The 25,817-nt window shown below is 61.2% G+C and carries 28 protein-coding genes, 1 tRNA gene and 1 pseudogene; 18 read left to right on the forward strand and 12 right to left on the reverse strand.

The genetic code is table 11. The features are described from left to right. The 6 genes from BTN82_RS10020 to BTN82_RS10045 all read left to right on the forward strand — a co-directional run. Positions 1-1,530 (forward strand): sugar ABC transporter ATP-binding protein (locus tag BTN82_RS10020; protein WP_075118976.1); only part of this gene is annotated, 1,530 nt, incomplete at its 5' end. Next, on the forward strand, positions 1,527-2,504 hold the full coding sequence (locus tag BTN82_RS10025) for an ABC transporter permease (RefSeq protein ID WP_075118977.1): 978 nt from the start codon (positions 1,527-1,529) through the stop codon (positions 2,502-2,504). The genes BTN82_RS10020 and BTN82_RS10025, both read left to right, overlap by 4 nt. Before the next feature lie 3 nt (positions 2,505-2,507). Next, entirely contained in the window at positions 2,508-3,527 is a 1,020-nt protein-coding gene (locus tag BTN82_RS10030; protein WP_075118978.1) for a LacI family DNA-binding transcriptional regulator, read from the forward strand. A gap of 23 nt (positions 3,528-3,550) precedes the next feature. Next, complete coding sequence (rbsK, locus tag BTN82_RS10035; protein ID WP_075118979.1) at positions 3,551-4,468, forward strand: ribokinase; 918 nt, start codon at positions 3,551-3,553, stop codon at positions 4,466-4,468. Next, the gene (rbsD, locus tag BTN82_RS10040; RefSeq protein WP_075118980.1) at positions 4,465-4,869 is read left to right on the forward strand and encodes a D-ribose pyranase; all 405 of its coding nucleotides are present in this window, start codon (positions 4,465-4,467) and stop codon (positions 4,867-4,869) included. The genes rbsK and rbsD overlap by 4 nt, the downstream gene beginning before the upstream one ends. 40 nt (positions 4,870-4,909) lie before the next feature. Beyond that, complete coding sequence (locus tag BTN82_RS10045) at positions 4,910-5,938, forward strand: nucleoside hydrolase (RefSeq protein WP_075118981.1); 1,029 nt, start codon at positions 4,910-4,912, stop codon at positions 5,936-5,938. A gap of 35 nt (positions 5,939-5,973) precedes the next feature. Here BTN82_RS10045 and BTN82_RS10050 read toward each other — a convergent pair whose 3' ends face one another. Further along, positions 5,974-6,192 (reverse strand): hypothetical protein, encoded by a 219-nt coding sequence (locus BTN82_RS10050; RefSeq protein WP_075118982.1) that lies wholly within the window; start codon positions 6,190-6,192, stop codon positions 5,974-5,976. A 163-nt stretch (positions 6,193-6,355) separates the two neighbouring features. On the opposite strand from BTN82_RS10050, the gene BTN82_RS10055 reads away from it, so the two are divergent. Both BTN82_RS10055 and BTN82_RS10060 read left to right on the forward strand, forming a co-directional pair. Further along, positions 6,356-6,661 (forward strand): hypothetical protein, encoded by a 306-nt coding sequence (locus BTN82_RS10055; protein WP_075118983.1) that lies wholly within the window; start codon positions 6,356-6,358, stop codon positions 6,659-6,661. 159 nt (positions 6,662-6,820) lie between these two features. Then, entirely contained in the window at positions 6,821-7,132 is a 312-nt protein-coding gene (locus BTN82_RS10060) for an I78 family peptidase inhibitor (protein ID WP_075118984.1), read from the forward strand. Between the two features lie 72 nt (positions 7,133-7,204). On the opposite strand, the gene BTN82_RS10065 is transcribed toward BTN82_RS10060, so the two are convergent. Both BTN82_RS10065 and BTN82_RS10070 read right to left on the reverse strand, forming a co-directional pair. After that, positions 7,205-7,417, reverse strand: a complete 213-nt coding sequence (locus BTN82_RS10065; RefSeq protein WP_003179963.1) for a cold-shock protein — start codon at positions 7,415-7,417, stop codon at positions 7,205-7,207. Positions 7,418-7,710: 293 nt separating this feature from the next. Continuing rightward, the gene (locus BTN82_RS10070; protein ID WP_075118985.1) at positions 7,711-8,010 is read right to left on the reverse strand and encodes a hypothetical protein; all 300 of its coding nucleotides are present in this window, start codon (positions 8,008-8,010) and stop codon (positions 7,711-7,713) included. Between the two features lie 383 nt (positions 8,011-8,393). Between BTN82_RS10070 and thrS the strand changes: the two genes are divergently transcribed. From thrS to BTN82_RS10115, 9 genes and pseudogenes are all read left to right on the forward strand, one after another. Continuing rightward, complete coding sequence (gene thrS / locus BTN82_RS10075) at positions 8,394-10,316, forward strand: threonine--tRNA ligase (RefSeq protein ID WP_075118986.1); 1,923 nt, start codon at positions 8,394-8,396, stop codon at positions 10,314-10,316. Next, positions 10,316-10,867 carry a translation initiation factor IF-3 gene (gene infC, locus BTN82_RS10080; RefSeq protein WP_169914426.1) on the forward strand — a complete coding sequence of 184 codons (552 nt, stop codon included), beginning with the start codon at positions 10,316-10,318 and terminating at the stop codon, positions 10,865-10,867. The genes thrS and infC overlap by 1 nt, the downstream gene beginning before the upstream one ends. Positions 10,868-10,927: 60 nt before the next feature. Next, entirely contained in the window at positions 10,928-11,122 is a 195-nt protein-coding gene (gene rpmI / locus BTN82_RS10085) for a 50S ribosomal protein L35 (protein ID WP_002553160.1), read from the forward strand. Between the two features lie 30 nt (positions 11,123-11,152). Further along, a complete protein-coding gene (gene rplT, locus BTN82_RS10090; RefSeq protein WP_007905879.1) occupies positions 11,153-11,509 on the forward strand; it encodes a 50S ribosomal protein L20 in 357 nt (118 codons plus the stop codon). 109 nt (positions 11,510-11,618) lie between these two features. Beyond that, a complete protein-coding gene (pheS, locus tag BTN82_RS10095; RefSeq protein WP_075118987.1) occupies positions 11,619-12,635 on the forward strand; it encodes a phenylalanine--tRNA ligase subunit alpha in 1,017 nt (338 codons plus the stop codon). A gap of 36 nt (positions 12,636-12,671) precedes the next feature. After that, positions 12,672-15,049: pseudogene (gene pheT / locus BTN82_RS10100) on the forward strand (phenylalanine--tRNA ligase subunit beta). Between the two features lie 3 nt (positions 15,050-15,052). Further along, positions 15,053-15,355 (forward strand): integration host factor subunit alpha, encoded by a 303-nt coding sequence (gene ihfA, locus BTN82_RS10105; RefSeq protein ID WP_002553164.1) that lies wholly within the window; start codon positions 15,053-15,055, stop codon positions 15,353-15,355. Next, entirely contained in the window at positions 15,336-15,692 is a 357-nt protein-coding gene (locus tag BTN82_RS10110) for a MerR family transcriptional regulator (RefSeq protein WP_007920509.1), read from the forward strand. The genes ihfA and BTN82_RS10110 overlap by 20 nt, the downstream gene beginning before the upstream one ends. Before the next feature lie 92 nt (positions 15,693-15,784). After that, a tRNA-Pro gene (locus BTN82_RS10115) sits at positions 15,785-15,861 on the forward strand. 218 nt (positions 15,862-16,079) lie between these two features. Here BTN82_RS10115 and BTN82_RS10120 read toward each other — a convergent pair. Further along, positions 16,080-17,939 carry a calcium-binding protein gene (locus BTN82_RS10120; protein ID WP_075118988.1) on the reverse strand — a complete coding sequence of 620 codons (1,860 nt, stop codon included), beginning with the start codon at positions 17,937-17,939 and terminating at the stop codon, positions 16,080-16,082. Positions 17,940-18,271: 332 nt separating this feature from the next. Then, entirely contained in the window at positions 18,272-19,537 is a 1,266-nt protein-coding gene (gene fabF / locus BTN82_RS10125) for a beta-ketoacyl-ACP synthase II (protein ID WP_075118989.1), read from the reverse strand. Between the two features lie 113 nt (positions 19,538-19,650). Here fabF and BTN82_RS10130 point away from each other — a divergent pair, with 113 nt between their 5' ends. Further along, entirely contained in the window at positions 19,651-20,157 is a 507-nt protein-coding gene (locus BTN82_RS10130; protein WP_075118990.1) for a winged helix-turn-helix transcriptional regulator, read from the forward strand. A 32-nt stretch (positions 20,158-20,189) separates the two neighbouring features. On the opposite strand, the gene BTN82_RS10135 is transcribed toward BTN82_RS10130, so the two are convergent. The 7 genes from BTN82_RS10135 to BTN82_RS10165 form a co-directional block, all read right to left on the reverse strand. Further along, the gene (locus tag BTN82_RS10135) at positions 20,190-20,603 is read right to left on the reverse strand and encodes a VOC family protein (RefSeq protein WP_075118991.1); all 414 of its coding nucleotides are present in this window, start codon (positions 20,601-20,603) and stop codon (positions 20,190-20,192) included. A gap of 210 nt (positions 20,604-20,813) precedes the next feature. Then, positions 20,814-22,277: a GDL motif peptide-associated radical SAM/SPASM maturase gene (locus BTN82_RS10140; protein WP_075118992.1), complete on the reverse strand. Its 1,464-nt coding sequence runs from the start codon at positions 22,275-22,277 to the stop codon at positions 20,814-20,816. Between the two features lie 151 nt (positions 22,278-22,428). Then, a complete protein-coding gene (locus BTN82_RS10145; RefSeq protein ID WP_075118993.1) occupies positions 22,429-23,010 on the reverse strand; it encodes a DUF1842 domain-containing protein in 582 nt (193 codons plus the stop codon). A 53-nt stretch (positions 23,011-23,063) separates the two neighbouring features. Continuing rightward, positions 23,064-23,699, reverse strand: coding sequence for a DUF1842 domain-containing protein (locus BTN82_RS10150; protein ID WP_075118994.1), 636 nt, complete (start codon positions 23,697-23,699; stop codon positions 23,064-23,066). A 35-nt stretch (positions 23,700-23,734) separates the two neighbouring features. Then, positions 23,735-23,923 (reverse strand): DUF1843 domain-containing protein, encoded by a 189-nt coding sequence (locus BTN82_RS10155; protein WP_075118995.1) that lies wholly within the window; start codon positions 23,921-23,923, stop codon positions 23,735-23,737. A gap of 384 nt (positions 23,924-24,307) precedes the next feature. Beyond that, positions 24,308-24,904 (reverse strand): TetR/AcrR family transcriptional regulator, encoded by a 597-nt coding sequence (locus BTN82_RS10160; RefSeq protein WP_075118996.1) that lies wholly within the window; start codon positions 24,902-24,904, stop codon positions 24,308-24,310. Beyond that, positions 24,897-25,748, reverse strand: a complete 852-nt coding sequence (locus BTN82_RS10165) for a 3-hydroxybutyryl-CoA dehydrogenase (protein WP_075118997.1) — start codon at positions 25,746-25,748, stop codon at positions 24,897-24,899. The genes BTN82_RS10160 and BTN82_RS10165 overlap by 8 nt, the downstream gene beginning before the upstream one ends. Positions 25,749-25,817 lie beyond the last annotated feature (69 nt).

Raw genomic sequence — 25,817 nt, forward strand, 5'->3', positions numbered from 1 at the left:
GTCCTTTCGGTCAGCGGCATCGGCAAGACCTACGCGCAACCGGTACTGGCCGGCATCGACCTGACGCTGCTGCGCGGGGAAGTGCTGGCGCTGACCGGGGAAAATGGCGCGGGCAAAAGCACCCTGTCGAAAATCATCGGTGGCCTGGTGAGCCCGACCACCGGCGAGATGCGGTTCAACGGGCAAGCTTATCGCCCGGGCAGTCGCGCCCAGGCCGAAGAGCAGGGCGTGCGTATGGTCATGCAGGAACTCAACTTGTTGCCGACCCTGTCGGTGGCCGAGAACCTGTTCCTCGATAACCTGCCCAGCGTTGGCGGCTGGATCAATCGCAGGCAGCTGCGCAAGGCGGCGATCGAAGCCATGGCCCAGGTCGGCCTGGAGGCGATCGACCCCGACACCCTGGTCGGCGAACTGGGTATTGGCCATCAGCAAATGGTAGAGATTGCGCGCAACCTGATCGGTGACTGCCATGTGCTGATTCTCGACGAGCCCACTGCGATGCTCACAGCTCGTGAAGTCGAGCTGCTTTTCGAGCAGATCACCCGACTGCAGGCGCGTGGCGTGGCGATCGTCTATATCTCCCACCGCCTGGAAGAGCTGGCCCGGGTCGCCCAGCGCATTGCCGTGCTGCGCGACGGTTGCCTGGTCTGCGTCGAGCCGATGGCCAACTACAACAGCGAGCAACTGGTCAACCTGATGGTGGGACGCGAGCTGGGCGAACATATCGATCTCGGTCCGCGCAAAATCGGCGCGCCGGCACTGACGGTCAAGGGGCTTGGCCGTTCCGACAAGGTTCGCGACGTGTCTTTCGAGGTGCGCAGCGGCGAGATCTTCGGGATTTCCGGATTGATCGGCGCCGGACGCACTGAGTTGTTGCGACTGATCTTCGGTGCCGACAAGGCCGACAGCGGCACGGTCGCCCTGGGCACTCCCGCACGGGTGGCGAACATCCGCTCGCCGGTCGATGCGGTGGCCCAGGGTATTGCCCTGATCACCGAGGACCGCAAGGGCGAGGGCCTGCTGCTGACCCAGTCCATCAGCGCCAATATCGCCTTGGGCAACATGCCGGAAATCTCCAGCGGCGGCCTGGTCAATGGTCGTGACGAGTCGGCGCTGGCACAGCGTCAGATCGACGCCATGCGCATTCGCAGTTCGGGGCCGGCGCAATTGGTGTCCGAGTTATCCGGCGGCAACCAGCAGAAGGTGGTCATCGGTCGCTGGCTGGAGCGCGATTGCGCGGTACTGCTGTTCGATGAGCCGACCCGAGGCATCGATGTCGGCGCCAAGTTCGATATCTATGCCTTGCTCGGCGAACTGACGCGTCAGGGCAAGGCGCTGGTGGTGGTGTCCAGCGACCTGCGGGAGCTGATGCTGATCTGCGATCGTATCGGCGTGTTGTCTGCCGGGCGTCTGATCGACACGTTCGAGCGTGACAGCTGGACCCAGGATGAACTGCTTGCCGCGGCTTTCGCCGGTTATCAAAAACGTGATGCGTTGCTCAACGAAGCGGCGCCTAGGGATCTCCCATGAAAATTGCATCTTCGGCCGGCAAGCGTGGCGGCAACTATTACGGCCTTGGCACTTACCTGGGGCTGGCCGGCGCCTTGCTGGCAATGATTGCGCTGTTCTCGGCACTGAGCAGCCACTTTCTTTCCTATGACACGTTCAGCACCCTGGCCAACCAGATCCCTGACTTGATGGTGTTGGCGGTGGGCATGACGTTTGTCTTGATCATCGGCGGCATCGACTTGTCCGTCGGTTCAGTCCTGGCCCTGGCGGCCTCGACCGTGAGCGTGGCGATTCTCGGCTGGGGCTGGAGCGTGCTCCCGGCCGCGCTGCTGGGTATGGGGTGTGCGGCCTTGGCGGGAACCATTACCGGTTCGATTACCGTGGCCTGGCGTATTCCTTCGTTCATCGTCTCCCTCGGGGTGCTGGAAATGGCCCGTGGCGTGGCCTACCAGATGACGGGGTCGCGCACGGCCTACATCGGTGATGCCTTTGCCTGGTTGTCGAACCCGATCGCCTTCGGCATCTCGCCGTCGTTCATCATCGCCTTGCTGATCATCTTCATCGCCCAGGCCGTGCTGACCCGCACGGTGTTCGGTCGCTACCTGATCGGTATCGGCACCAACGAGGAAGCGGTGCGCCTGGCAGGTATCAACCCCAAGCCTTACAAGATTCTGGTGTTCAGCCTGATGGGGCTGTTGGCAGGCGTTGCCGCGCTGTTCCAGATTTCCCGTCTGGAAGCGGCGGACCCGAATGCCGGTTCCGGCCTGGAGCTGCAGGTCATCGCCGCGGTGGTCATCGGCGGTACCAGCCTGATGGGCGGCCGCGGGTCGGTGATCAGTACCTTTTTCGGGGTGCTGATTATCTCAGTGCTGGCCGCGGGGCTGGCGCAAATCGGCGCGTCCGAGCCGACCAAGCGCATCATCACTGGCGCGGTCATCGTGATCGCCGTGGTGCTGGATACCTATCGTAGCCAACGCGCAAGCCGACGGAGCTGAGTCATGGCAACGATCAAAGACGTAGCGGCGCTGGCGGGGATTTCCTACACCACGGTTTCCCACGTACTGAACAAGACGCGCCCGGTCAGCGAGGCGGTGCGGATCAAGGTCGAGGCGGCGATCCGCCAGCTCGACTATGTGCCCAGCGCCGTGGCGCGTTCGCTGAAGGCCAAGACCACGGCGACCATCGGGCTACTGGTGCCCAATAGCCTCAACCCGTATTTCGCCGAGCTGGCTCGAGGGATCGAGGATTATTGCGAGCGTAACGGCTATTGCGTGATTCTCTGCAACTCCGACGACAACCCGGAAAAGCAGCGCAGTTACCTGCGCGTGTTGCTGGAGAAGCGCATTGACGGCCTGATCGTGACGTCGGCCGGTGGCGACGGCGGCCTGGCCCAGGGGCTGGCCGCCGTGCGTACGCCCATGGTCATAGTCGACCGCGGGCTGGAAGGGGTGGATGCCGACCTGGTGCGGATCGATCATGAGTACGGGGCGTATCTGGCGACCCGGCATCTGCTCGAACTGGGGCATCGGGATATTGCCTGCATTGGCGGTCCGGACTACACCAGCGTGGCGCAGTTGCGCCTCGCCGGTTTTTTGCGAGCGCTGCACGAAGCGGGTCTCGAGGTGCCTGAGGAGCGTATCCTGCAGAGCGATTTCACCAGCATCGGCGGTTACCAGACGGCGGCCCAGTTGTTGGAACACAATCCGCCCAGCGCGATTTTCGCTGGCAACGACATGATGGGCATCGGTGTCCTGCGCGCGGCGGCGGAGCGCAATATCCGGGTGCCGGGCGAGCTGTCGGTGATCGGTTTCGACGATATCCAGATGAGCCGTTATGTCTATCCGGCGCTGACCACGGTCGGCCAGTCGATCCTGCAACTGGGCGAACAGGCGGCGGAGCTGCTGCTGCGCCGCATTGCCACCCCCGGGCTTGCGACCGATCAGCGTATCGTCACGCCGAACATTGTCCTGCGCGAATCGACGGCACCTGTGGCCGGCGCTTTCGCCGAGTACCGTTGAATCGAATTGATGAGTATCGATGTATGCCAGCAAAAGTAGTGGTAGTAGGCAGCCTCAACATGGACCTGGTCACCCGGGCCGAGCGGTTGCCGCGAGCCGGTGAAACCCTGATCGGCCAATCGTTCACCACGGTCTCTGGTGGCAAGGGGGCGAACCAGGCGGTGGCGGCGGCTCGCTTGGGCGCGCAGGTGTCGATGATCGGTTGCGTCGGTGACGATGCCTACGGCGAGCAACTGCGTTCGGCGCTGCTTGCCGAGCAGATCGATTGCCAGGCCGTTAGCGTTGTCCCGGGATCCAGCGGGGTGGCCTTGATCGTGGTCGACGACAGCAGCCAGAACGCCATCGTTATTGTGGCTGGCGGCAATGGTCAGCTATCGCCGGAAGTCGTCAACAGCTTCGACCAAGTGCTACAGGCGGCCGATGTGATTATCTGCCAGCTCGAGGTGCCGCTGCCAACCGTGGGGCATGTCCTCAAGCGCGGACGGGCGCTGGGCAAGACGGTGATCCTCAATCCCGCTCCCGCCAGCGGTCCTCTGCCGGCAGACTGGTATGCGTCCATCGATTATCTGATCCCCAACGAAAGCGAGGCCGCGGCCCTCAGCGGCTTGCCGGTGGACTCCCTGGCGAGCGCCGAAGCTGCTGCTGGCCGGCTGATCGCTGCCGGAGCCGGCAAGGTCATCGTCACACTGGGCGCCCAGGGCTCGTTGTTTGCCGATGGTGCGCGCTTCGAGCATTTTCCCGCGCCCAAGGTCAAGGCCGTCGATACCACGGCTGCTGGCGATACCTTCGTCGGCGGTTTTGCCGCGGCCTTGGCGGGTGGCAAGAACGAGGCCGAGGCGATTCGTTTCGGTCAGGTTGCCGCCGCGCTGTCGGTGACTCGCCCTGGCGCGCAACCTTCCATTCCTATGTTGTCCGACGTACAGGCGTTCTCTCCAGCATGAAAAAGACACCTCTGCTCAATGTCTCCCTGTCGCGACTGATTGCTTCGTTGGGGCACGGCGATATCGTGGTTATCGGCGATGCCGGGCTGCCCGTGCCGCCCGGCGTCGAGCTGATCGACCTGGCCCTGACCCAGGGCATTCCGGATTTTCTCAGCACTCTGCAGGTGGTTCTCTGTGAGATGCAGGTGGAGGGCCATGTGTTGGCCCAGGAGATCCTGGACCGGCCATCCCCGGTGTTACAGGCGCTTGACGCCTTGAGCGCCGAAGGTGCGTTGGGCGAGCGCGAGTTATTGAGCCACGACGGGTTCAAGGTGCTCAGCCGGCAGGCCCGGGCAGTTGTCCGCACCGGGGAGTGTCAACCTTATTGCAATATCGCTTTGATCGCCGGGGTGACGTTCTGACCCTTCATTCTCTCTGCTTGACCCTGCAAAGGAGTGCGCCATGCGCCGCTATGCTCAGCTACTGCAACACCTGATCCGGAGTGTCCTGCTCGTGTCCCTGTTCACTGCTACAAGCGCCCAAGCGGCAGAAAAGATCGATCTGATCATCGACACCGATCCGGGGGCCGATGACGTGGTCGCTCTGCTATTCGCCCTGGCGTCGCCGGAAGAACTGCACATCCGTGCGCTGACCACGGTGGCGGGCAACGTGCGCCTGGACAAGACTTCGCGCAATGCGCGCCTGGCCCGCGAGTGGGCAGGGCGTGAGGAGGTGCCGGTGTACGCCGGCGCGCCGAAGCCGCTGCTGCGTACGCCGATCTATGCCGAGAATATTCATGGCAAGGAGGGCATTTCCGGGGTGACTGTGCACGAGCCGAAAAAAGGCCTGGCCGAGGGGAGTGCGATCAACTACTTGATCGACACCCTGCGTGCCGCGAAACCGCACAGCATCACCATTGCCATGTTGGGTCCGCAGACCAACCTGGCGCTGGCGCTGATCCAGGCGCCGGATATCACCCAGGGCATCAAGGAAGTGGTGGTCATGGGCGGTGCGCATTTCAATGGCGGCAATATCACTCCGGTGGCGGAGTTCAATCTGTTCGCCGACCCGCAGGCCGCCGAAGTGGTACTCAAAAGTGGGGTGAAGCTGACTTACCTGCCGCTGGATGTCACCCACAAGGTGCTGACCAGTGAAGCGCGTCTTAAGAAAATTGCGGCCTTGAACAACAATGCCAGCAAGGTGGTAGGGGATATTCTCAACGAGTACGTCAAGGGCGACATGGAGCACTACGGCATCCCTGGTGGCCCGGTGCATGACGCCACTGTCATCGCCTATCTGCTCAAGCCGGAGCTGTTCAGCGGGCGTCAGGCCAATATGGTTGTCGACAGCCGCGAGGGACCGACCTTCGGCCAGACCATCGTCGATTGGTATGACGGCCTGAAACACGAGAAGAACGTGTTCTGGGTGGAAAGCGGCGACGCCCAGGGTTTCTTCGATCTGCTGACCGAGCGCCTTGCTCGTCTGAAATAAGCGATGTGATCCGGCAGGTGCCAGCCTGCCGGGTGTTATGCCTTCTCTGTCTGTGGCGTGTCCGAGTGCTCGCCGGGATCGGGGTACTTCTCGAAAATCTGCTCGATGAAGGTCTGGGCCGCGTCGGTGCCCAGCTCCTTGATCAGCAGATCAATACCGATGATCGCCAGCTCTTCCGTACTGCCGGGGCTATAGGAACAATGGCCTTCGGGCCATTTGGCTTTGATGTCGGCGTCGATAGTCACGGTGGCCATGGGAGTCTCGCGAGGTCGGAAATGAAAGGGCCGGACGGGCACTTGTCGAAGGCTTCCGGTCTTTTAGAGTTAAACATCTTGAGGGGCTTTTCGCACTCCGACTTAGGCATGAGGGGAGGGCTATGCGACACTTGGTCATTGTCTTTTAAAAAAGGGGGCCAGTGTGCAGATCGATTTGAACAAGCCTGACGCCTTGACCTTCGAGGCGGTGCGCCAATTGCTGGCATCGGCCAGCGACGATGTGCACACCCAGTTGCGGGTGACCAAGACGGGCATCGCCTATATTTCGTCGGGTGTGGTCGGTGGCGCGCAAATCGACGGTTTGTTGTTCCGGTTGGAAACCTGGGCGGCTGGCTCCGGTTATGTCGGGCGGGTGGCGGCTAGCGATGAGGTCTGGGTGATGCAGATTTTCAATGCGCTGAAACAGAACTGGCCGAAGCCGTCGTTCGATTACATCGATATCTACTGAGGGTATTCATATCCGGTCACGATTACCGCGTGAAAACCTACCCGCGTCTGTGCAGACTTGTCGGTTGTCTGGCCAGGCGATCATGGTCCGTCCGTTTGTGAAACCAATGGCCGGAACGGTTGTCGCATTCACTCTGCTTAATTTTGAAAAGGAGGCTTCATGCCTTGGAAGCTCGCGTCATTCGGTACCCTGTTGGCTGCAGTCGTTTTGACAGGGTGCAGCACTTCTTCATCGGACAAGAATCCGGTAGTGACCGAGAGCGGCCATAGCCGCTGCGAGGCTAAGGCGGCCGAATTCGCTATCGGCAAAAAGGCCTCGCCCGAATTGCTGGAGCAGGCGCGTACTCGCGCTGGCGCGCAGAATGCCCGTATCCTCAAGCCCAATGACATGATCACCTTGGAATATCGCTCCGATCGGCTGAACCTCAACACCGATGCGAGTCTGGTAGTTATGCGGGTCAACTGCGGCTGATCTTGTCAGTGCTTTTGTGGCCTGCATAAAAAACCCCGTCACATGGACGGGGTTTTTTAGCTCGCTGAGAAATTACTCAGGACGAACTTGTGCAGCTTGCATACCCTTTTGGCCTTTCTCAGCCACGAAGGAAACGGTCTGGCCTTCTTTCAGGCTTTTGAAACCGTCGCTTTCAATAGCTTTGAAGTGTACGAACAGGTCGTCACCGCCACCTTGAGGAGTGATGAAGCCGAAGCCTTTTTCATCGTTGAACCATTTTACGGTGCCGGTTTGGCGATTAGACATGGTGTATCTCCAAGAAACATATATTTTCAGTAGTACTGTGCTGCTCAGGCCAACTGGGCACACCGGGCTATCATAGTCGAAATGTTCGACTTGGGAGCCCCCCGGACGTGTCGAATCCCAGGCGGTTGAGTCCGTTTTGTTGCTCTGATCGGCTGAAGGCCCCGGTTTAAGGGGCTTCGGCTGAAAATAATCAGTGATAAAAAAAGCCGTAAAAGCTGCATAAATTGTGAAAAACGGCCTGTTTTTCAGCTGTGTCGAGCCTGAATACGAGGCCTTCTGCGCGCTTCAAAGTCTTATTTCACCACTCGGCAAGCAGCAATAGCATCCAGCGCCTTGGTTCTCAGCGCCGGGTCCGGTTGAGTCTGCTTGCTCATGAGCTGTTTGATTTCGTCGGTAGTGAATTTCTCGTTGAGTTTGTCCGCACCGCAGGCGCAGTGTTTTTCCGCGCTCTTTGCATCAACGCTCTGGCTGGCGGCGGCTGTGCAATCCTTCATGTACTCGGCGCGTACCCCGGCTGGCCAGGCGGCTTGCGCGCTCAATGGCAGCAGCAGAGCGAAAGGGGCGGCGATAGCGAACAGTTGGGTGAGGCGCATGAGTCGAACTCTCCAAGGGATGGGGCAGAATGGCGATTCTCGGTGTATTTGAGACCTTGCGTACACACCAAGTTCACTTTCTTGTATAGAAAGCACTGATACGCTGGTTCAGGCGGGAAGTACGGAGCGATGACCGTTCATCTGTGCTAGCATCCCCGGCTTGGGTATTTTCAGGCCCTGGGTGATTTTAATCCCCGCGCGGTTTATGCCTCTATTTTTCTGATTTGAACTCCAGTCACTCTGGTTCGTTTTACCGGTTGGCCGCAAGGCTCCTGCCACTGTGAGGCAGGCGTTCGTCCCGAACGGCCTGGATCGAACTGCGTACTGGCTCATCCCAACCCATGTGACCTTTGGTAGGGGTCACCACTAGGAGAGGAGGCGCCATGCCCACTATTACTCTTCCCGACGGCAGTCAACGTTCATTCGATCATCCGGTTTCCGTAGCCGAGGTCGCCGCATCCATCGGTGCCGGTCTGGCCAAGGCCACCGTGGCCGGCAAGGTCAATGGCAAACTGGTCGACGCCTGCGATCCGATCGAAAGCGACGCGACCCTGCAAATCATCACGCCAAAGGATGAAGAGGGGCTGGAGATCATTCGCCACTCCTGCGCTCACCTGGTTGGCCATGCAGTCAAACAATTGTATCCGACTGCGAAGATGGTCATCGGTCCGGTGATCGACGAAGGCTTCTATTACGACATCGCCTATGAGCGTCCTTTCACCCCGGACGACCTGGCAGCGATCGAGCAGCGTATGCAGCAGCTGATCGAGAAGGATTATGACGTCATCAAGAAAGTCACTCCGCGCGCGGAAGTGATCGAAGTGTTCAAGGCGCGCGGCGAAGACTACAAGCTGCGCTTGGTCGAGGACATGCCGAACGAACAGGCCATGGGTCTGTACTATCACGAAGAATACGTCGACATGTGTCGCGGCCCGCATGTGCCGAACACTCGTTTCCTCAAGTCCTTCAAGCTGACCAAGCTGTCCGGCGCCTACTGGCGTGGCGATGCCAAGAATGAGCAGTTGCAGCGTGTCTACGGCACTGCCTGGGCGGACAAGAAGCAATTGGCGGCTTATATCCAGCGTATCGAAGAAGCCGAGAAGCGCGACCATCGCAAGATCGGCAAGCGCTTGGGCCTGTTCCATACCCAGGAAGAAGCCCCGGGCATGGTGTTCTGGCATCCGAACGGCTGGACCCTGTACCAGGTGCTTGAGCAATACATGCGCAAGGTTCAGCGCGACAACGGTTACCTGGAGATCAAGACTCCGCAGGTGGTCGATCGCAGCCTGTGGGAGAAATCCGGGCACTGGGCCAACTACGCCGAAAACATGTTCACCACCGAGTCGGAAAGCCGCGACTACGCCATCAAGCCGATGAACTGCCCGTGCCACGTGCAGGTATTCAATCAGGGCCTGAAGAGCTACCGCGAACTGCCGTTGCGTCTGGCCGAGTTTGGTGCCTGTCACCGTAACGAGCCATCCGGTGCACTGCACGGCATTATGCGTGTACGGGCTTTCACTCAGGATGACGCGCATATCTTCTGTACCGAGGAGCAGATGCAGGCTGAGTCCGCTGCATTCATCAAGCTGACCATGGATGTCTATGCCGATTTCGGTTTCAAAGACATCGAAATGAAGCTCTCCACTCGCCCTGAAAAGCGTGTGGGATCCGATGAACTGTGGGATCGTGCTGAAAATGCATTGGCGGCCGCGCTGGACAGTGCGGGTTTGCCATATGATCTGCAGCCGGGTGAAGGAGCATTCTACGGTCCGAAGATCGAGTTCTCGCTGAAAGACTGCCTAGGGCGTGTCTGGCAGTGCGGTACCTTGCAGCTCGATTTCAACCTGCCGATCCGCTTGGGTGCCGAGTACGTTTCTGAAGATAACAGCCGTAAGCATCCGGTCATGTTGCACCGGGCGATCCTCGGTTCCTTCGAGCGTTTCGTCGGTATTTTGATCGAACATTACGAAGGTGCATTCCCCGCGTGGCTGGCTCCGACCCAAGCCGTGGTGATGAATATCACTGATAAACAGGCAGATTTTGCCCTTGACGTGGAAAAAACCCTCAACCAAAGCGGATTTCGTGCCAAGTCTGACTTGAGAAATGAAAAGATCGGCTTTAAAATCCGCGAGCATACTTTGCTCAAGGTTCCCTATCTCTTGGTTATTGGAGATCGGGAAGTCGAGACGCAGACTGTCGCTGTGCGTACCCGTGAAGGTGCTGACCTGGGCTCGATGCCCGTCGCCCAGTTCTCGGAGTTCCTTGCACAAGCGGTTTCCCGGCGTGGTCGCCCAGATTCGGAGTAATTATTATTAAGCGTGAAATGAGACAAGATAAACGAGCTGCACCGAAAGCCCCGATCAACGAGAATATCTCGGCACGCGAGGTTCGGTTAATTGGCGCTGACGGCGAGCAGATTGGCATCGTCTCGATTGATGAAGCGCTTCGTATTGCTGAAGAAGCCAAGCTTGATCTGGTGGAAATCTCCGCCGATGCAGTCCCACCGGTTTGCCGTGTGATGGATTACGGCAAGTCGATCTTCGAGAAGAAGAAGCAGATTGCCGCGGCGAAGAAAAACCAGAAGCAGATTCAGGTAAAAGAAATCAAGTTTCGTCCAGGGACGGAGGAAGGGGATTACCAGGTAAAACTACGCAACCTGGTACGTTTCCTGAGTGACGGGGACAGGGCCAAGGTATCCTTGCGATTCCGCGGCCGTGAGATGGCCCACCAGGAGCTGGGGATGGAACTCCTCAAGCGGGTTGAAGCTGACCTGCAAGAGTACGGTTCGGTCGAACAGCATCCTAAGATGGAAGGACGCCAGCTGATCATGGTCATCGCCCCGAAAAAGAAGAAGTAATCAACAGGGCACGGCAGGCCTTCTGATTATGTTTATCAACTGAATGCGGAGTATCCGAACATGCCAAAGATGAAAACCAAAAGTGGTGCTGCTAAGCGGTTTCTGAAAACTGCTAACGGTATCAAGCACAAGCACGCTTTCAAGAGCCACATCCTGACCAAAATGTCGACCAAGCGTAAGCGTCAACTGCGCGGTAGCAGCTTGCTGCATCCGTCTGACGTGGCAAAAGTCGAGCGCATGCTGCGCCTTCGTTAATTTTTGGATCAAGAATAGAGGAAGTTACTCATGGCTCGTGTAAAGCGTGGCGTCATTGCCCGTAAGCGTCACAAAAAAATTCTGAAACTTGCTAAAGGCTACTACGGCGCGCGCTCCCGCGTATTCCGTGTTGCCAAGCAAGCGGTAATCAAGGCAGGCCAATACGCCTACCGTGACCGTCGTCAGAAAAAACGTCAGTTCCGCGCTCTGTGGATCGCTCGTATCAACGCTGGTGCTCGTATCAACGGTCTGTCCTACAGCCGTTTCATCGCCGGCCTGAAAAAAGCGTCCATCGAGATCGACCGTAAGGTTCTGGCTGATCTGGCAGTGAACGAAAAAGCGGCGTTTGCTGCGATTGTCGAGAAAGCTAAAGCCACTCTGGCTTAAGTACCCCCGACAGTCACCCGGGTTCACCTCTGTGGGCCTAGGTGTTAAACGTCATAAATAGGGGAAGAGCCTACAAGCTCTTCCCCTATTTTGTATCTGGAGTCTGTACATGGAAAACCTGGATGCGCTGGTCTCTCAAGCACTAGAGGCTGTGCAAAGCGCTGAAGATATCAATGCCCTGGAGCAAATCCGGGTTCAGTACCTTGGCAAGAAGGGTGAATTGACTCAGGTGATGAAGACCCTGGGGAATTTGCCGGCAGAGGAGCGTCCGCAGGTCGGCGCCCTGATCAACGTTGCCAAGGAGCGTGTTACAGAGGCTCTCAATACGCGCAAGGCATTGTTTGAGGAAGCCGAACTGGCTGCCAAACTGTCCGCTGAGTCCATTGATGTGACGCTGCCTGGCCGTGGCCAGGTCTCCGGCGGCCTGCATCCTGTGACCCGGACTCTTGAACGTATTGAACAGTTCTTCACCCACATCGGCTACGGCATTGCCGAAGGCCCCGAGGTCGAAGACGACTATCACAATTTCGAGGCGCTCAACATCCCAGGCCACCACCCGGCCCGGTCGATGCATGACACCTTCTATTTCAACGCGAACATGCTGTTGCGCACCCATACCTCGCCGGTACAGGTTCGCACCATGGAATCGCAGCGGCCGCCGATTCGTATTGTCTGTCCAGGCCGGGTGTACCGTAGCGACTCCGATATCACCCACTCGCCGATGTTCCACCAGGTTGAAGGCCTGCTGGTCGACCGCGATATCAATTTCGCCGACCTCAAAGGGACTATTGAAGAGTTTCTGCGGGTGTTCTTCGAAAAAGAACTGGCCGTGCGTTTCCGTCCTTCGTACTTCCCGTTCACCGAGCCCTCCGCCGAAGTCGATATGGAGTGCGTGATGTGCAGCGGTAAAGGCTGCCGAGTCTGTAAGCAGACCGGTTGGCTGGAAGTCATGGGCTGCGGCATGGTTCATCCGAATGTGCTGCGCATGTCCGGGATCGATCCGGAAGAGTTCCAGGGCTTTGCCTTCGGCATGGGCGCCGAGCGTCTGGCCATGCTGCGTTACGGCGTGAATGATTTGCGCCTGTTCTTCGACAACGACTTGCGGTTCCTCGCGCAATTTCGCTAGGTCGCACGCCCGTAACGAATCTTTCAGGAGAGCAGGATGAAATTCAGTGAACAATGGCTGCGCGGCTGGGTAAGCCCGCAGGTAAGTCGCGACGAGCTGGTTGCTCGTCTGTCGATGGCCGGTCTTGAGGTCGATAGCGTGACGCCGGCCGCCGGTATTTTCAGTGGCGTGGTGGTGGGCGAGGTGCTGAGCACCGAGCAGCACCCTGATGCCGACAAGCTGCGTGTTTGCCAGGTCAGCAACGGCGCGGAAACCTTCCAGGTTGTATGCGGCGCGCCAAACGTGCGTCCGGGCCTGAAGATTCCTTTCGCGATGATCGGTGCAGAGCTGCCTGGCGATTTCAAAATCAAGAAGGCCAAGCTGCGCGGCGTCGAGTCGAACGGCATGCTGTGCTCCCAGGCAGAATTGCAGGTGGGAGAGGGTAATGACGGTTTGATGGAGCTGCCGGCTGATGCGCCAGTGGGCAAGGATTTCCGTGAATACCTGGAGCTGGACGACGCCAGTATTGAGGTCGACCTGACCCCTAACCGTGGCGATTGCCTGTCGTTGGCGGGGCTCGCCCGTGAAGTCGGCGCGCTCTACGCGGCGCCTGTCACCCGCCCGGTGGTGATCTCCGTCGCGCCTGCGCACGACGAAGTGCGGCCGGTTGAAGTACTGGCTCCCGCGGCTTGCCCACGTTATCTGGGCCGAGTCATCCGCAACGTCGACCTGTCCAAGCCGACCCCGCTGTGGATGGTCGAGCGCTTGCGCCGCGCAGAGGTGCGTAGCATCGACGCGGCCGTGGATATCACCAACTACGTGATGCTAGAGCTGGGTCAGCCGCTGCATGCTTTCGATCTCGCCGAGATCAATGGCGGCATTCGCGTGCGAATGGCCGAGGAGGGCGAGAAGCTGGTCTTGCTCGACGGTCAGGAAGTGACCTTGCGCAGCGATACCCTGGTGATCGCCGACCATACTCGTGCCCTGGCGATCGCCGGTGTCATGGGGGGGAGCACAGTGGCGTAACGGCTACTACGCGTGACGTTTTCCTGGAAAGCGCATTCTTCGACCAGATTGCCGTCGCGGGCAAGGCCCGTTCCTATGGTCTGCACACTGACGCCTCGCATCGCTACGAGCGTGGCGTGGACTGGCAACTGGCTCGTGAAGCCATGGAGCGCGCTACCGGCTTGCTGCTGGAAATTACTGGCGGAGAAGCAGGTCCGATCATTGAAGCGGTCAGTGAGCAGTATCTGCCGTCGATCGCCCCAATCACTCTGCGTGCCGAGCGTATTGCCCAGATGCTGGGCATGGAAATCGAAGCGCCTGAGGTCGAGCGCTTGCTCAGCGCCCTGGGGCTGAGGATTGTCGCCGATGGGGCCGGGCAGTGGCGCGTTGAGGTGCCAAGCCACCGCTTCGATATCAGCCTGGAAGTCGACCTGATCGAAGAGCTGGCTCGTCTTTACGGCTACAACCGCCTGCCGGTCCGTTATCCGCAAGCACGTCTGGCCCCTCAAGCGAAGGCCGAAGCGCGCAGTGATCTGCCTGAGTTGCGCCGTTTGCTGGTGGCTCGCGGCTATCAGGAAGCTATTACCTACAGCTTCATCGATCCGAAACAGTTCGAGCTGTTCAATCCGGGTGTCGAGCCGCTGTTGTTGGCCAATCCGATCTCCAACGATATGGCCGCCATGCGCTCGTCGTTGTGGCCAGGCCTGGTCAAGGTGCTTCAGCACAACCTGAATCGCCAACAGGAGCGTGTCCGTCTGTTTGAAAGCGGTTTGCGTTTCGTCGGCCAGTTGGAAGGCTTGAAGCAAGAACCGATGCTGGCCGGTGTGGTTTGCGGCAGTCGCTTGCCGGAAGGTTGGGCGCAAGGTCGCGATGCCGTGGACTTCTTCGACGTCAAGGCGGACGTGGAGGCGCTGTTGGGCTTCGCCGGCGCACTCGATGCATTCACGTTTACGCCTGGTAAGCATCCGGCGCTGCACCCAGGGCAAACCGCGCGCATCGAGCGTGAGGGTCGTTTGGTCGGCTATATCGGAGCTATTCACCCGGAGTTGTCAAAAACCCTCGGCCTGGATCGTCCGGTCTTTGTTTTCGAGCTGGTTCTGGCTGAAGTGGCCTCCGGCAAGATGCCTAAATTCCATGAGTTATCGCGCTTTCCTGAAGTACGCCGTGACCTGGCCTTGCTGGCGGACCGCGATGTTGCTGCCAGCGCGGTGCTGGACGTAATTCGTGATAATGCAGGCGAATGGCTGACGGACCTCAGGTTGTTTGACGTGTACCAAGGTAAAGGCATTGATCCTCATAGAAAAAGCCTTGCCGTTGGCTTGACCTGGCAGCATCCATCGCGCACTCTTAACGACGATGAGGTGAACTCCACTACGCAAAATATCCTCACCTCGCTCGAACAAAGGTTGAACGCCACGTTAAGGAAGTGACGTATGGGGGCTCTGACGAAAGCTGAAATGGCCGAACGTCTCTACGAAGAGTTGGGCCTGAACAAACGCGAGGCCAAGGAATTGGTCGAGCTGTTTTTTGAAGAGATCAGGCACGCTCTCGAAGATAACGAACAGGTCAAATTGTCTGGTTTCGGTAACTTCGATCTTCGGGATAAGCGCCAGCGACCTGGCCGCAACCCGAAGACGGGTGAAGAAATCCCGATCACGGCCCGCCGTGTGGTCACCTTTCGTCCAGGGCAGAAGTTGAAGGCCCGAGTTGAGGCTTATGCTGGAACCAAGTCATAACGACGAGCTCCCGGTCATTCCGGGCAAGCGCTACTTCACCATTGGCGAAGTCAGCGAGCTCTGTGCGGTCAAACCGCATGTGCTGCGTTATTGGGAGCAGGAGTTTCCTCAACTCAACCCCGTCAAGCGCCGCGGAAATCGCCGGTATTATCAGCGCCAGGATGTGCTGATGATCCGGCAGATCCGTGCGTTGCTTTATGATCAGGGGTTCACCATCGGTGGAGCGCGCCTGCGCCTTTCCGGTGACGAGGCCAAAGACGACACCACTCAGTACAAGCAATTGATCCGTCAGATGATCTCCGAACTGGAGGACGTTCTGGTGGTACTCAAGAAGTAATTTTTCAGCTTTAAAAATACTTCCATATTTCAAAAGCTTGCGATATATTCTTGAGCGCTTCATCAAGAAGCGAACCCAGTAACACGCCTAGTCGGGGCGTAGCGCAGTCCGGTAGCGCACTAGCATGGGGTGCTAGGGGTCGAGTGTTCGAATCACTCCGTCCCGACCATATTCCTAAGAGAGATCAAGCACTTGGCGGCTTGATCTCTTTTTTCGTTTAGGGCTGCGCAAAATCGGCGTAAAACCCGCCAGTAGGGGGTTACCTGCGCAGTTTATGTTTAGACACATTAAAAGGGCCCACCGAATGGTGGGCCCTTTTTGTTTCTGAGTTGGACAAAGCCCACAGGAGCAACCCGTCACAGGGGTGAAGGGCCTCCCCGGCAGACGTCAAACCAGGCTGATCATCTCCGCGCTCAGTTGCGTGGGGCTGAAGCCCACGAGGGTGATGCTGCTGTTGCCGGCGACGATCAGGCTGTCGCTGCCTTGCTGGCTGGTGGCGTTGAGGACGGCGTCCGTGGAGGCGAACAGGGACTTGGAAAAGACCAACTGGTCCAGACCGTTCTGGTGGACGTTGAAGTCGCTGATCCGGTCGTGGCCGAAGCCGCTCTGGTCGAAGACGAACAGATCGCTGCCGACCCCGCCGCTGAGGGTGTCGTTGCCCAGGCCGCCCACCAGGATGTCGTTGCCCGCGCCGCCGTAGAGGGCGTCGTTGCCGCTGCCGCCGAGCAGGGTATCGTTGCCGTCTCCGCCGTGCAGCAGGTCGTTGCCGGCGCCGCCGTCGAGACGATCGTTGCCGCCCTGGCCAAAGATCAGGTCGCGGGCGGCGGTGCCTTTCAGGGTGTCCGCCAGTTGCGTGCCTTCGGTGGCCTTGGCGTAGCTCTTGTCCGCGCCGAACAGGCCTTCGAAGTCGAGCTTGCCGCTGGTCACGGTATAGGCCGGGGTCAGTATCTGGCCCAGGCTGCCGAAGATACCGCCGATGATGGGCAGCTCGCCCAGGGCATTGGCCAGGCTGGTTTCGAACTCGACATGCTCGACGCCGTGCAGCTCCTTGAGGCCATACGTGCCCGTGGTGTCGTTGAGGAACAGGCTGCCGTCGCTCAGGCGAACCGCTTCGTAGTTTGCGGCCGCGCCCTTGAGGAAGACTTTGTCGTCGCCGGTGCCGCCGGCGACGATGTCGGTGCCGGTGCTGACCCTGAAGCTGTCGTCGCCGGCAAAACCGTCGAGGAAGTCATCGTTGCTGCCGTCCTGCAACTTGTCGGCGCTGTCGGTGCCGAGCAGGAAGGCCGGGGTGCCGAAGTGGTTGGAGGTGGCGGTCTGTTTGTCGCTGACCCAGGTGAAGCTGCGGCTGATGGGGTCGAGGTTGCTGATGATGATGGTGCTGTCGCGCTCGATGTAGTCGTAGAAGGTCGATTGGCCGATGCGCTGGATGGGGTTGATGAAGATGCCTTCGAGGTGCGGTACCCAGCCGCTCGGGTTGACGATGGAGAAGGGCCCGTTGGGCCAGGTGGGCAAGGCGTAGACGGTATCGAACAGGACGATGTTGTCGGTGCTCGAGGTGTAGCTGGCGTCGCTGCCTTGCAGGGCGTCGATGATGGCGCTGCCCAGGTCGGTTTCCTCGCCGATGAGCCGGTGCACGATGTCGTTTTCGAAGCCGAAGTTGAAGATGCCGTCGCTGTTGCTGGCTTTCGGCGACTCCATGCCGAAGTAGTCCGAATCCTTGAAGAAGCCGTCGGCCAGGGTGTCCTTGCCCAGGTACATGCTATTGGTCACGGAGCCGCCCTGGCTGTAGCCGGTGACGAGCACGTCCTTGCCTGTCAGGTTATGGCCGGTGGCGTAGTCCTTGATGGCGTCGAGCAGGTAGTCGTAGCCGCGGATATAGGAGTTGTCGATCATCGCCGGCCAGCCCAGCAGGTCGATCGGCGAGTTGGTGCCGGCAATCGAAAAGCCCATCTTGATCAACTGGCCGCTGTCGTTGTACTGGCCGAACACCTTGGCCTGGGAGCCGAAGACGTTCTCGCCCGTGAAGCTGCCGGTGAGGTCGGTGTGGCTGCTGTCGATGCCAAGGTCGCTGGCGCTGATTTCGCGCCAGCCCTTGGGCAGGGCGAAGGTATTGCCTTCGCCCAGGACCATCCCGGGCAAGTTGTAGAGCACCCCCACTGTCGCCACGCCACTGGTGTAGGTGGCCAGGTTCCAGGCATCTGAAATCAGGGTGCGGCCGTCTTGGCCCTTGTAGTCGAATATCGCCATGGTTCGTTTTCCCTCACAAACTGAAAAGTCATGAAAAAAACAAGAGCTGAAGTCTTCTTGTTCTTCTTCGCTCGGATTTCAGGGCCGGGTGACTGCGCGCTCCGAAATCTGCGCTCAAGCTACCCATTCATTTGGAGGGTGTGGATGTGGCAATTGTAAGTTGGCACGATCGTCCTAGAAAAAGCCTGATCCAGCCGCTACAAAATCAGCTTTATGACCATTTGGTCGTCTTGACGAACGCGGATATGGCCGTTTGATATTATTCTGAGGGCCGTCGAAGGTTTCAGCCAGCCCGCACTGAAACCTTCGTTTCCGCGATAGAAACCCCGGTCTTATGCCCAGCGCCGGAACAGCACGCTGGCATTTACCCCACCAAAACCGAAGCCGTTGGACAAGGCATATTCCATGGCCATTGGCTGCGCCTGGCCGCGAATCAGGTTGAGGCCTTCGGCGCCGGCATCGGGGGTTTCCAGGTTGAGGGTGGCGGGGGCGATCTGGTCGCGCAGCGCCAGGATGGTGAAGATCGCCTCGATGCCGCCCGCCGCGCCCAACAGGTGGCCGGTGGCCGATTTGGTCGAGGCGATGGCCAGGTCGCTGTTGCCGAACACGCGCTTGATCGCCGCCAGTTCGCCTTTGTCGCCCACCGGGGTCGAGGTGGCGTGGGCGTTCAGGTGCTGGACCTGGGACGGCTCGACGCCGGCCTGGCGCAATGCCTGCTGCATGGCGCGGCGCGCACCGTCGCCGTCCTCGGGCCCGGCGGTCATGTGGTAGGCATCGGCGCTGGTGCCGTAGCCCACCAGTTCGGCGATCGGCGTGGCGCCCCGCGCCAACGCATGTTCCAGCTCTTCGATGACCAGCAGACCGGCGCCTTCGCCCATCACGAAGCCGTCGCGGGCCTGGTCGAAGGGCCGCGACGCGCGTTCCGGGGTGTCGTTGAAGTCGCTCGACAAGGCACGGGCGGCGGCGAAACCGGCCAGGCTGACCCGGTGGATGGCCGCTTCGGCGCCCCCGCAGACCGCCACGTCGATTTCCCCGGCGCGAATCATCCGCGCGGCGTCGCCGATGGCCTGGACGCCCGCGGCGCAGGCGGTCACCGGCGCTCCCAGCGGCCCCTTGAGGCCATGCTGGATCGACACATGACCGGCGGCCATATTGCTCAGGAACGACGGAATGGTGAACGGCGAGAGGCGGCGCGGCCCCTTGCTGTCGGTGATGCGCACGGCGTCGGCGATGGCCGGAAAACCGCCCACGCCGGAAGCGATGATGGTCGCGGTGCGCTCCTGGGCTTCGGCGGTCTGCGGTGCCCAGCCGGCCTGGGCCAAGGCCTCCTGGGCGGCAGCGAGGGCGAACAGGATGAAGCGGTCCATCTTGCGCTGTTCCTTGGGCGCCAGCAGGGCGTCCGGGTCGAAGCCGGCCTCAGGGTCTTGCAGGCGATCGGGCACCTGGCCGCCGATGCTGATCGGCAGGTCGCCGATCAGCGCCTCAGGTAGCCGGCGGATACCCGATTGCCCGGCCAGCAGGCGTTGCCAGATCGGTTCGACGCCGCAGCCCAGTGGGGTCAATGCGCCCATGCCGGTGACGACAATGCGTTTATTCATGACCTTTGTGCTCCTGTCTCTCATGTGGGGATGTCGCTCTATGGACGTCACTATCATCATGAAAGTAACATGCCAGAACCGTAAATACGCAACTGCGACATCCGAGGACCGCCATGCAACGCAAGACCCTTGTTCACGACGAATGCCCGATCGCCCGCAGCCTGGAACGGGTGGGCGAGTGGTGGAGCATCTTGATCATGCGCGACGCGCTGCAGGGCCTGCGGCGTTTCGAGGAGTTTTCCCGCAGCCTGGACATCGCCCCCAACATGCTGACCCGCCGCCTGAATTCGCTGGTCGAGGCCGGCTTGCTGGAGCGCCAGCCCTACAGCCAGCGCCCGCTGCGGTACCAATATGTGCCGACCGCCCGGGGCGAGGACTTTCGGGTGGTGCTGATGGCGTTCGTCGCCTGGGGCAATCGGCATTACGCGCCGGAAGGGGAAAGCGTGCAGATCGTCGAGCGCGCCACCGGGCGCCCGGTGCGGCCGATGATGGCGGACCTGGTCGATGGCCGCCCGGTGCCGTTGGAGCAATGCACGGTCCAGGCCGGCCCGCGGGCCAGCGACGGTATACGCCAGCGGATGCAAACCCTGCAGGCGCTGGAAACCGAGCGGGAGGCCTGAGCGGCCACCGCTCGGTCAAGGACGGGCGCCGCTCACTGGGCCTTTTCGCAATTGACCATCCACGCGGCGCCGAAGCGGTCGACCAGCATGCCGAAGCGCGCCGCCCAGAAGGTCGCTTCCAGGGGCATCTGCACGGTGCCCTGGTCCGCCAGGGCGGCGAACACCCGTTCGGCCTCGGCGATGCTGTCGACGTTCAGCGACACCGAGCAACCGTGGATGCCCGAGTACGGCCGGTCGGGCGTGCTGTCCGAGCCCATGATGGCCTGGTCGCCGACCAGCAGGCGGGTATGGATGACCAGGTCGTGATATTCGGCGGGAACATGGTCGCGGGCCGGGCTTTCGCCGAAGGTCATCATGACGTCGAGCCTGCCTTGCAGGCACTGGGCGTAAAAGGTGAAAGCGGCTGCGCAATCGCCGTTGAAGATCAGGTAGGGATTGATTTTCATGCGGGGCTCCGGGGTAGGCAGGGGTAAGCGGCCTGTCGCCGCAAACTGATGGGGGACGACCCCACCAGCAAAGCCGCAATCCGTTGTGGCCGCGGGCTTTTTTTAGAGGATTTTGTTCTGGCGTCGTTGCCGGTTATCGCCGTCGGTGCGAGGCACCCGCGGCAAAGCGCCCGGCCCGCGCCAGGTCGGCGACGGGCCGGGGCGGCCGCGTTACACCAGCTGGGTCCGGGGCACGCCCAGCAGGCCGGTCAGGCGGTCCATGATGGCCTGCTGCCGGGCGCGGTCGGCCAGGTAGTCGGCCTCGGCGCTGGCGATATCGGCCGAGCAGTGCGGGCAGGTGGTTTCATGGGCGTGGATGTACTGCCAGCAGCCGCGGCACAGGGCCAACTGCGTGGGCAGGCGGCCTTCCTCGGGGGATTTCTGCCCCTGGTTGATCCACGCCAGCTTGATCACCTGGCCGCTGTCGCTGACGCTGCCGAGGGTTTCGCCGGTGTCGATGCGTTCGGTGATCAGGTCGAAGCGGCCGACCGCGAACGACGCCTGGGCGGCGTCCTCAAGCTTGACGATGCGTTCGCGCAGGCCCTTTTTCTGCAGGTCCAGGGCGCGGTAGTGGCAGTACGGATTGTTGCCGGGCTTGCCCAGCAGCGAGTGCGAGGTCCAGGTGCAGCCGCCGCGGCACACGTCGTTGTAATAGCAGGTGCGGCAATAGCCCCAGAGGTCGTCGACCGAGCGCAGGCGGCCGAAATGCATGCCCTCGCTGTAGTGCCAGATATCGTGCAGGTTCATGTCGCGCACGTTGCCGCCGGAGAAACCCACCGTGGCCAGCGACGGGCAACCCTTCACCGTTCCGTCGGCCTCCAGGGCCAGCACCGTTTGCCCGGCGGCGCAGCCGCTCCAGTGCACGCGCTCGTCGCCGAAGCCGCGCCACATATGTTCGTAAGGGCCGTAGTAACCGATGTTGTTGCCGACGTTCATCAGCAGCCCGCGTTCCTGGCCTTCGCGGTACAGGCGCGCGAGCAGCGGCATGACCTCCAGCAACTGGTAGGGCTGCAACAGCAGCTCGGGGTGATCCACCGCGTTGCCCATGGCCACCGTCAGCTGGATCTGCCAATGGCTGGCGCCCAGGTCGATGATCAGGTTCATCAGCGCTTCCAGGTCGGGCAGGGTGGCCGCGCCGATCTGCGTGTTGACGCTGACCGCGAGCCCGGCCTGCTTGGCCCGGCGCAGGGTGTCCACGGCCTTGTCGAACGAGCCCTGGACATTGCGCACGGCGTCGTGCAGCGGCGCCAGGCCGTCCAGCGAAACCCCCACGCCGTTGAGCCCGGCGTCCACCGCGGCCTGCATCTTCGCTGGGGTCAGGTTGCGCCCGCCGGTCTGGATCGCGCAGTAGATGCCGTGGTCGTGGATGGCCTGGATCAGGTGGGTCCAGTCCTTGCGCAAATAGGCTTCGCCGCCGATCAGGGTGATCTCGCGCGTGCCGAGGGCGGCGAGGGCGTCGATCACGTCCAGGCATTCCTGGGTGTTCAATTCGTTGGGGCGTCGGTGGCCGGCGCGCGAGCCGCAGTGCAGGCACTTGAGGTCGCAGGCAAGGGTGATTTCCCACACCACATGCACCGGTACATAACGCTTGAGGTCGGTTTCGCTGAGGTAACGGGCGGGGCGATTGGCTGACATGGGCAGTCCTTGGGCGCACACAGGCGCGCGACACACACCGGGCGGAGGTCCGCGCCGGGCTGGCGCTGCCGGCTCGGGCGGACACAGGGTTTGCCAGTGACGAACCGGGCCCGCTCCCCGGGAAGGGAACGCCAGGCCCGGACGCCACCGCTCAGCGAGCTTCGAGGCGGGCGATCTCGGCGTTCAGCTGCTGCAAGGCGCTGCGCAGGGCATCGCTGCTGGCCAGTTGCTGTTCGCCCTGGCGCACGACTGCCTTGAGCTGCGCCAGGTCTCCGCTGCTCTGCGCCTGCTGCACCGCGACGGCATACAGCGGCACGGGGTGATGCGGTACCGGCTCGGGGTGGGGGACCGACGCCTGGCTGACGGTGGCGTGCTGCACGTCCTGCCAGCTGCCCTGGTAGCAGTATTTGTAGCTGGCGAAGCCGCTGGCCCAGTCGAGCCCGAGGATGCCTTGCAGGTGGAAGGTCGCGGCGATCTGGCTGGTCGGGCCGCTGGGGTTGCCGGTGAGCGTCAGGATGATATGGCCTTCGGTCGACGGATGCAGTTGCAGCTGGGAATAGTCGCCCCACACGTCGGCGAAGAAATTCACCGGCGGATAGGTGCTCTTGAACACGCAGGCAACGCCGCTGACTTTTTTCTGCGGGGTGTTGACCAAGAGGTCGAGGGTCAGAACCGGGGCGCCCACCAACGCGGTGGTGACGTGCAGGCGGGTGTGGAACAGTCCAGTTTGCATGGTGCAACTCCTTGTGTGTGTTCAGGGAAACCGGGTCGGGAGGCGAGCGCTGGTCAGCGACGCTCGAGCTTGCCGATTTCGTCCTTGGCCGCATCCAGCGCGCTGCGCAGTAGCGGCAACTGTTCCAGTTGCTGTTTGGCCTGGCTGGCCAGGGTTTTCATCTGGGCCAGGTCGCCGCTGGCGATGGCGCCATGGATCGGCGCGGCGTACAGCGGGTGGATCGGCGCATAGGCCTGCAGGGGCGCGGCGGTTTCCTGCGGCGCTCGAAGGGCATAGGAAGGGATCGAGTCGGCCAGCTGGGCCGGCACATTCTCCACCGATACCCAGCGCTGGCCGTCGTAGTACTGATAGTTGGCGATGCCGTTCTTCCAGTCGTTGTCCACCACCAGCTGGATCTTGAAGGTGATGATCGAGTTCGAGCCCGGTCCGCCCTGATTGCCCTGGGCGGTGATGAGGATCTTGCTCAAGCTGGGTGGCATGACGGTCAGGTAGGTGTATTGCCCCCACACGTCGGATGACAGCTCCAGCGGCGGGTTGACGGCCTGGGTGATGAGCGAGGTGCCGCGCACGGACTGCTCGGGGGTGTAGACCAGCAGGTCGAGGGTAAGGCTCGGCGCGCCGGGGATCGGGTTGCCGATCCGGTAGCTGAGCGGAAACAGGCCAACAGCGGGCGAAGTGGAACCGGACATGATTGCCTCCAATGCGTTAGAAAATGGAAACGGCGTTAGCGCCGTTCCAGACGGGCGACTTCCTGTGCCAACTGCTCGTAGGCACTGCTCAGGTCTTTGGATTCTTTCTGGGACGGATCGCGTTGCTTGAGCAGGGTTTTCATCTGCGGCAGGTTGCCGAGGGAGATGGCTTGTTGGATCGCCACGCCGTAAGGCGTGATGGGGTGCAGCGAGGATGAACTCATGGCGTTGCCTTCCGTGGGGGTTGCAGAGACTGCGCTATCCGGCAGCTTTTGCAGTTAAGCAGGGGGAAGGCCCAGGCACGGGCGAGGCAAGGGATTAACTTCTAATAGCCCTTATCGGGAAAAAATATATTCAGGCGGAACAAGGTAGTGGCGCGGTGCTATAGCGCGTTTGGCTATCAGGGGGCGAGGTCTTAACAGGAATGGGTACAAGCAGGCGCCGCGCGTTGCTGCCGATCGACGCCAGGGTTGCCGCCCTTGTAGCCGCTGCCGCAGGCTGCGACAGGACCGAAGGTCCTCCAGCGTTCTCAAGACTCCTGCGCCCCCTGCGGGGTCGATCGCAGCCTCGCAGGCTCGGCAGCGGCTACAGGGGGGCGGTTGCGAGGTTCAGGCCACCGCGTTGCAGGGAGCTGCGCCGCCCAGCAGGCGCTCGATGGCTCCGCTCAACAGGTTTTCCAGCAGCACGCCCCGTTCGCGCTCGCTCAAGGACTGTTCGTTGAACCAGCTGGGGGCGCTGTTCAGCAGGCTGGCCACCGCGTGAGCCGTGGCCCGCCGGGTCGCTTCGCCGAGGCCGGGCGGGGGGGCCAAGAGTTGCAACAACTGCAGCTCGTAGCGTTCGCGCAGGTGCCTGACCCGTGCTTGCTGGTCGGGGCTCAGACAGCCGCTGTCGCGTTCCACCAGGCGAAAATGCCGCGGCAGTTCCCGGTGCAGCTTCAGGTGGGCGCGGATCAGCGCCGGCAGGCAGTCGCCCTGGGGCTTGCGCTTTTGCAGGCGCTGGAGGGTGCAGTGGAGCTCATCGTAGAACTCTTCGATCAGGTCCAGCAGCAGGTGCTGCTTGCTCGGGTAATGGTGGTACAGCGAGCCCGGGGCCAACCCCAAGTGGCTCGCCAGCTCGCGCATGCCGACCTGGCCGAAGCCCTTGCTGGCGAACAGCTCCAGGGCCTTGTCGCGGCTCTCGGCGAAGTTCGAGCAACGCTCAGCCATAGGCGTGGAACCCACGACCGCTTTTGCGCCCCAGGTAACCGGCGGCGACCATTTCCTTGAGCAGCGGCGCGGGGCGGTACTTGCTGTCGTTGAAGCCGTCGTAGAAGGCCGCAAGGATCGCCAGCAGGGTGTCCAGGCCGATCAGGTCGGCCAGGGCCAGCGGGCCGATCGGCTGGTTGCAGCCCAGGCGCATGCCGGCGTCGATGTCCTCGGCGCTGGCCAGGCCTTCCTGCAAGACCAGGATCGCCTCGTTGATCATCGGCACCAGGATCCGGTTGACTACGAAGCCCGGGCGGTTGCCGGCGGTGATCGCGGTCTTGCCCAGGCGCGTGGCCAGCTCCAGGGCCAGGGCGTGGGTCGCGTCGCTGGTCTGCAGGCCGCGGATCACTTCGATCAGGCCCATCACTGGCACCGGGTTGAAGAAGTGCAGGCCGATAAAACGCTCGGGGGCGCTGACACTGGCGGCCAACTGAGTGATCGACAGCGACGAGGTGTTGGAGGCAATGACGCAGGTGCTGGAAACCTGGGCGGCGATCTGTTGCAGCACCCGCAGTTTCAGGTCGAGGTTTTCCGTGGCCGCCTCGATCACCAACTGCGCATCCGCGAGGCTGGCATAGTCGGTGCTGGTGCGGATGCGTCCGAGGGCGGCGTGTTTTTGCGCTTCTGTCAGGCTGTCCTTGGCGATCTGCCGGTCGAGGTTCTTGGCCACGGTGGCCACGGCCTTTTGCAGGGCGCTGTCGCTGATGTCCAGCAAGGTCACGTCGAACCCGGCCAGGGCGCAGACTTGCGCGATCCCGTTACCCATGGTGCCGGCGCCGATCACGCCGATGTTGTGCAGATTCATTTGGCTACTCTTCCTTCGTCCGGGCGTGTCGCAGAGCGGCGCGGGAGCGTCTTGCAATGCAACCTTCGA

This window comes from Pseudomonas chlororaphis (assembly GCF_001921865.1).
Classification (GTDB): domain Bacteria; phylum Pseudomonadota; class Gammaproteobacteria; order Pseudomonadales; family Pseudomonadaceae; genus Aquipseudomonas; species Aquipseudomonas chlororaphis_D.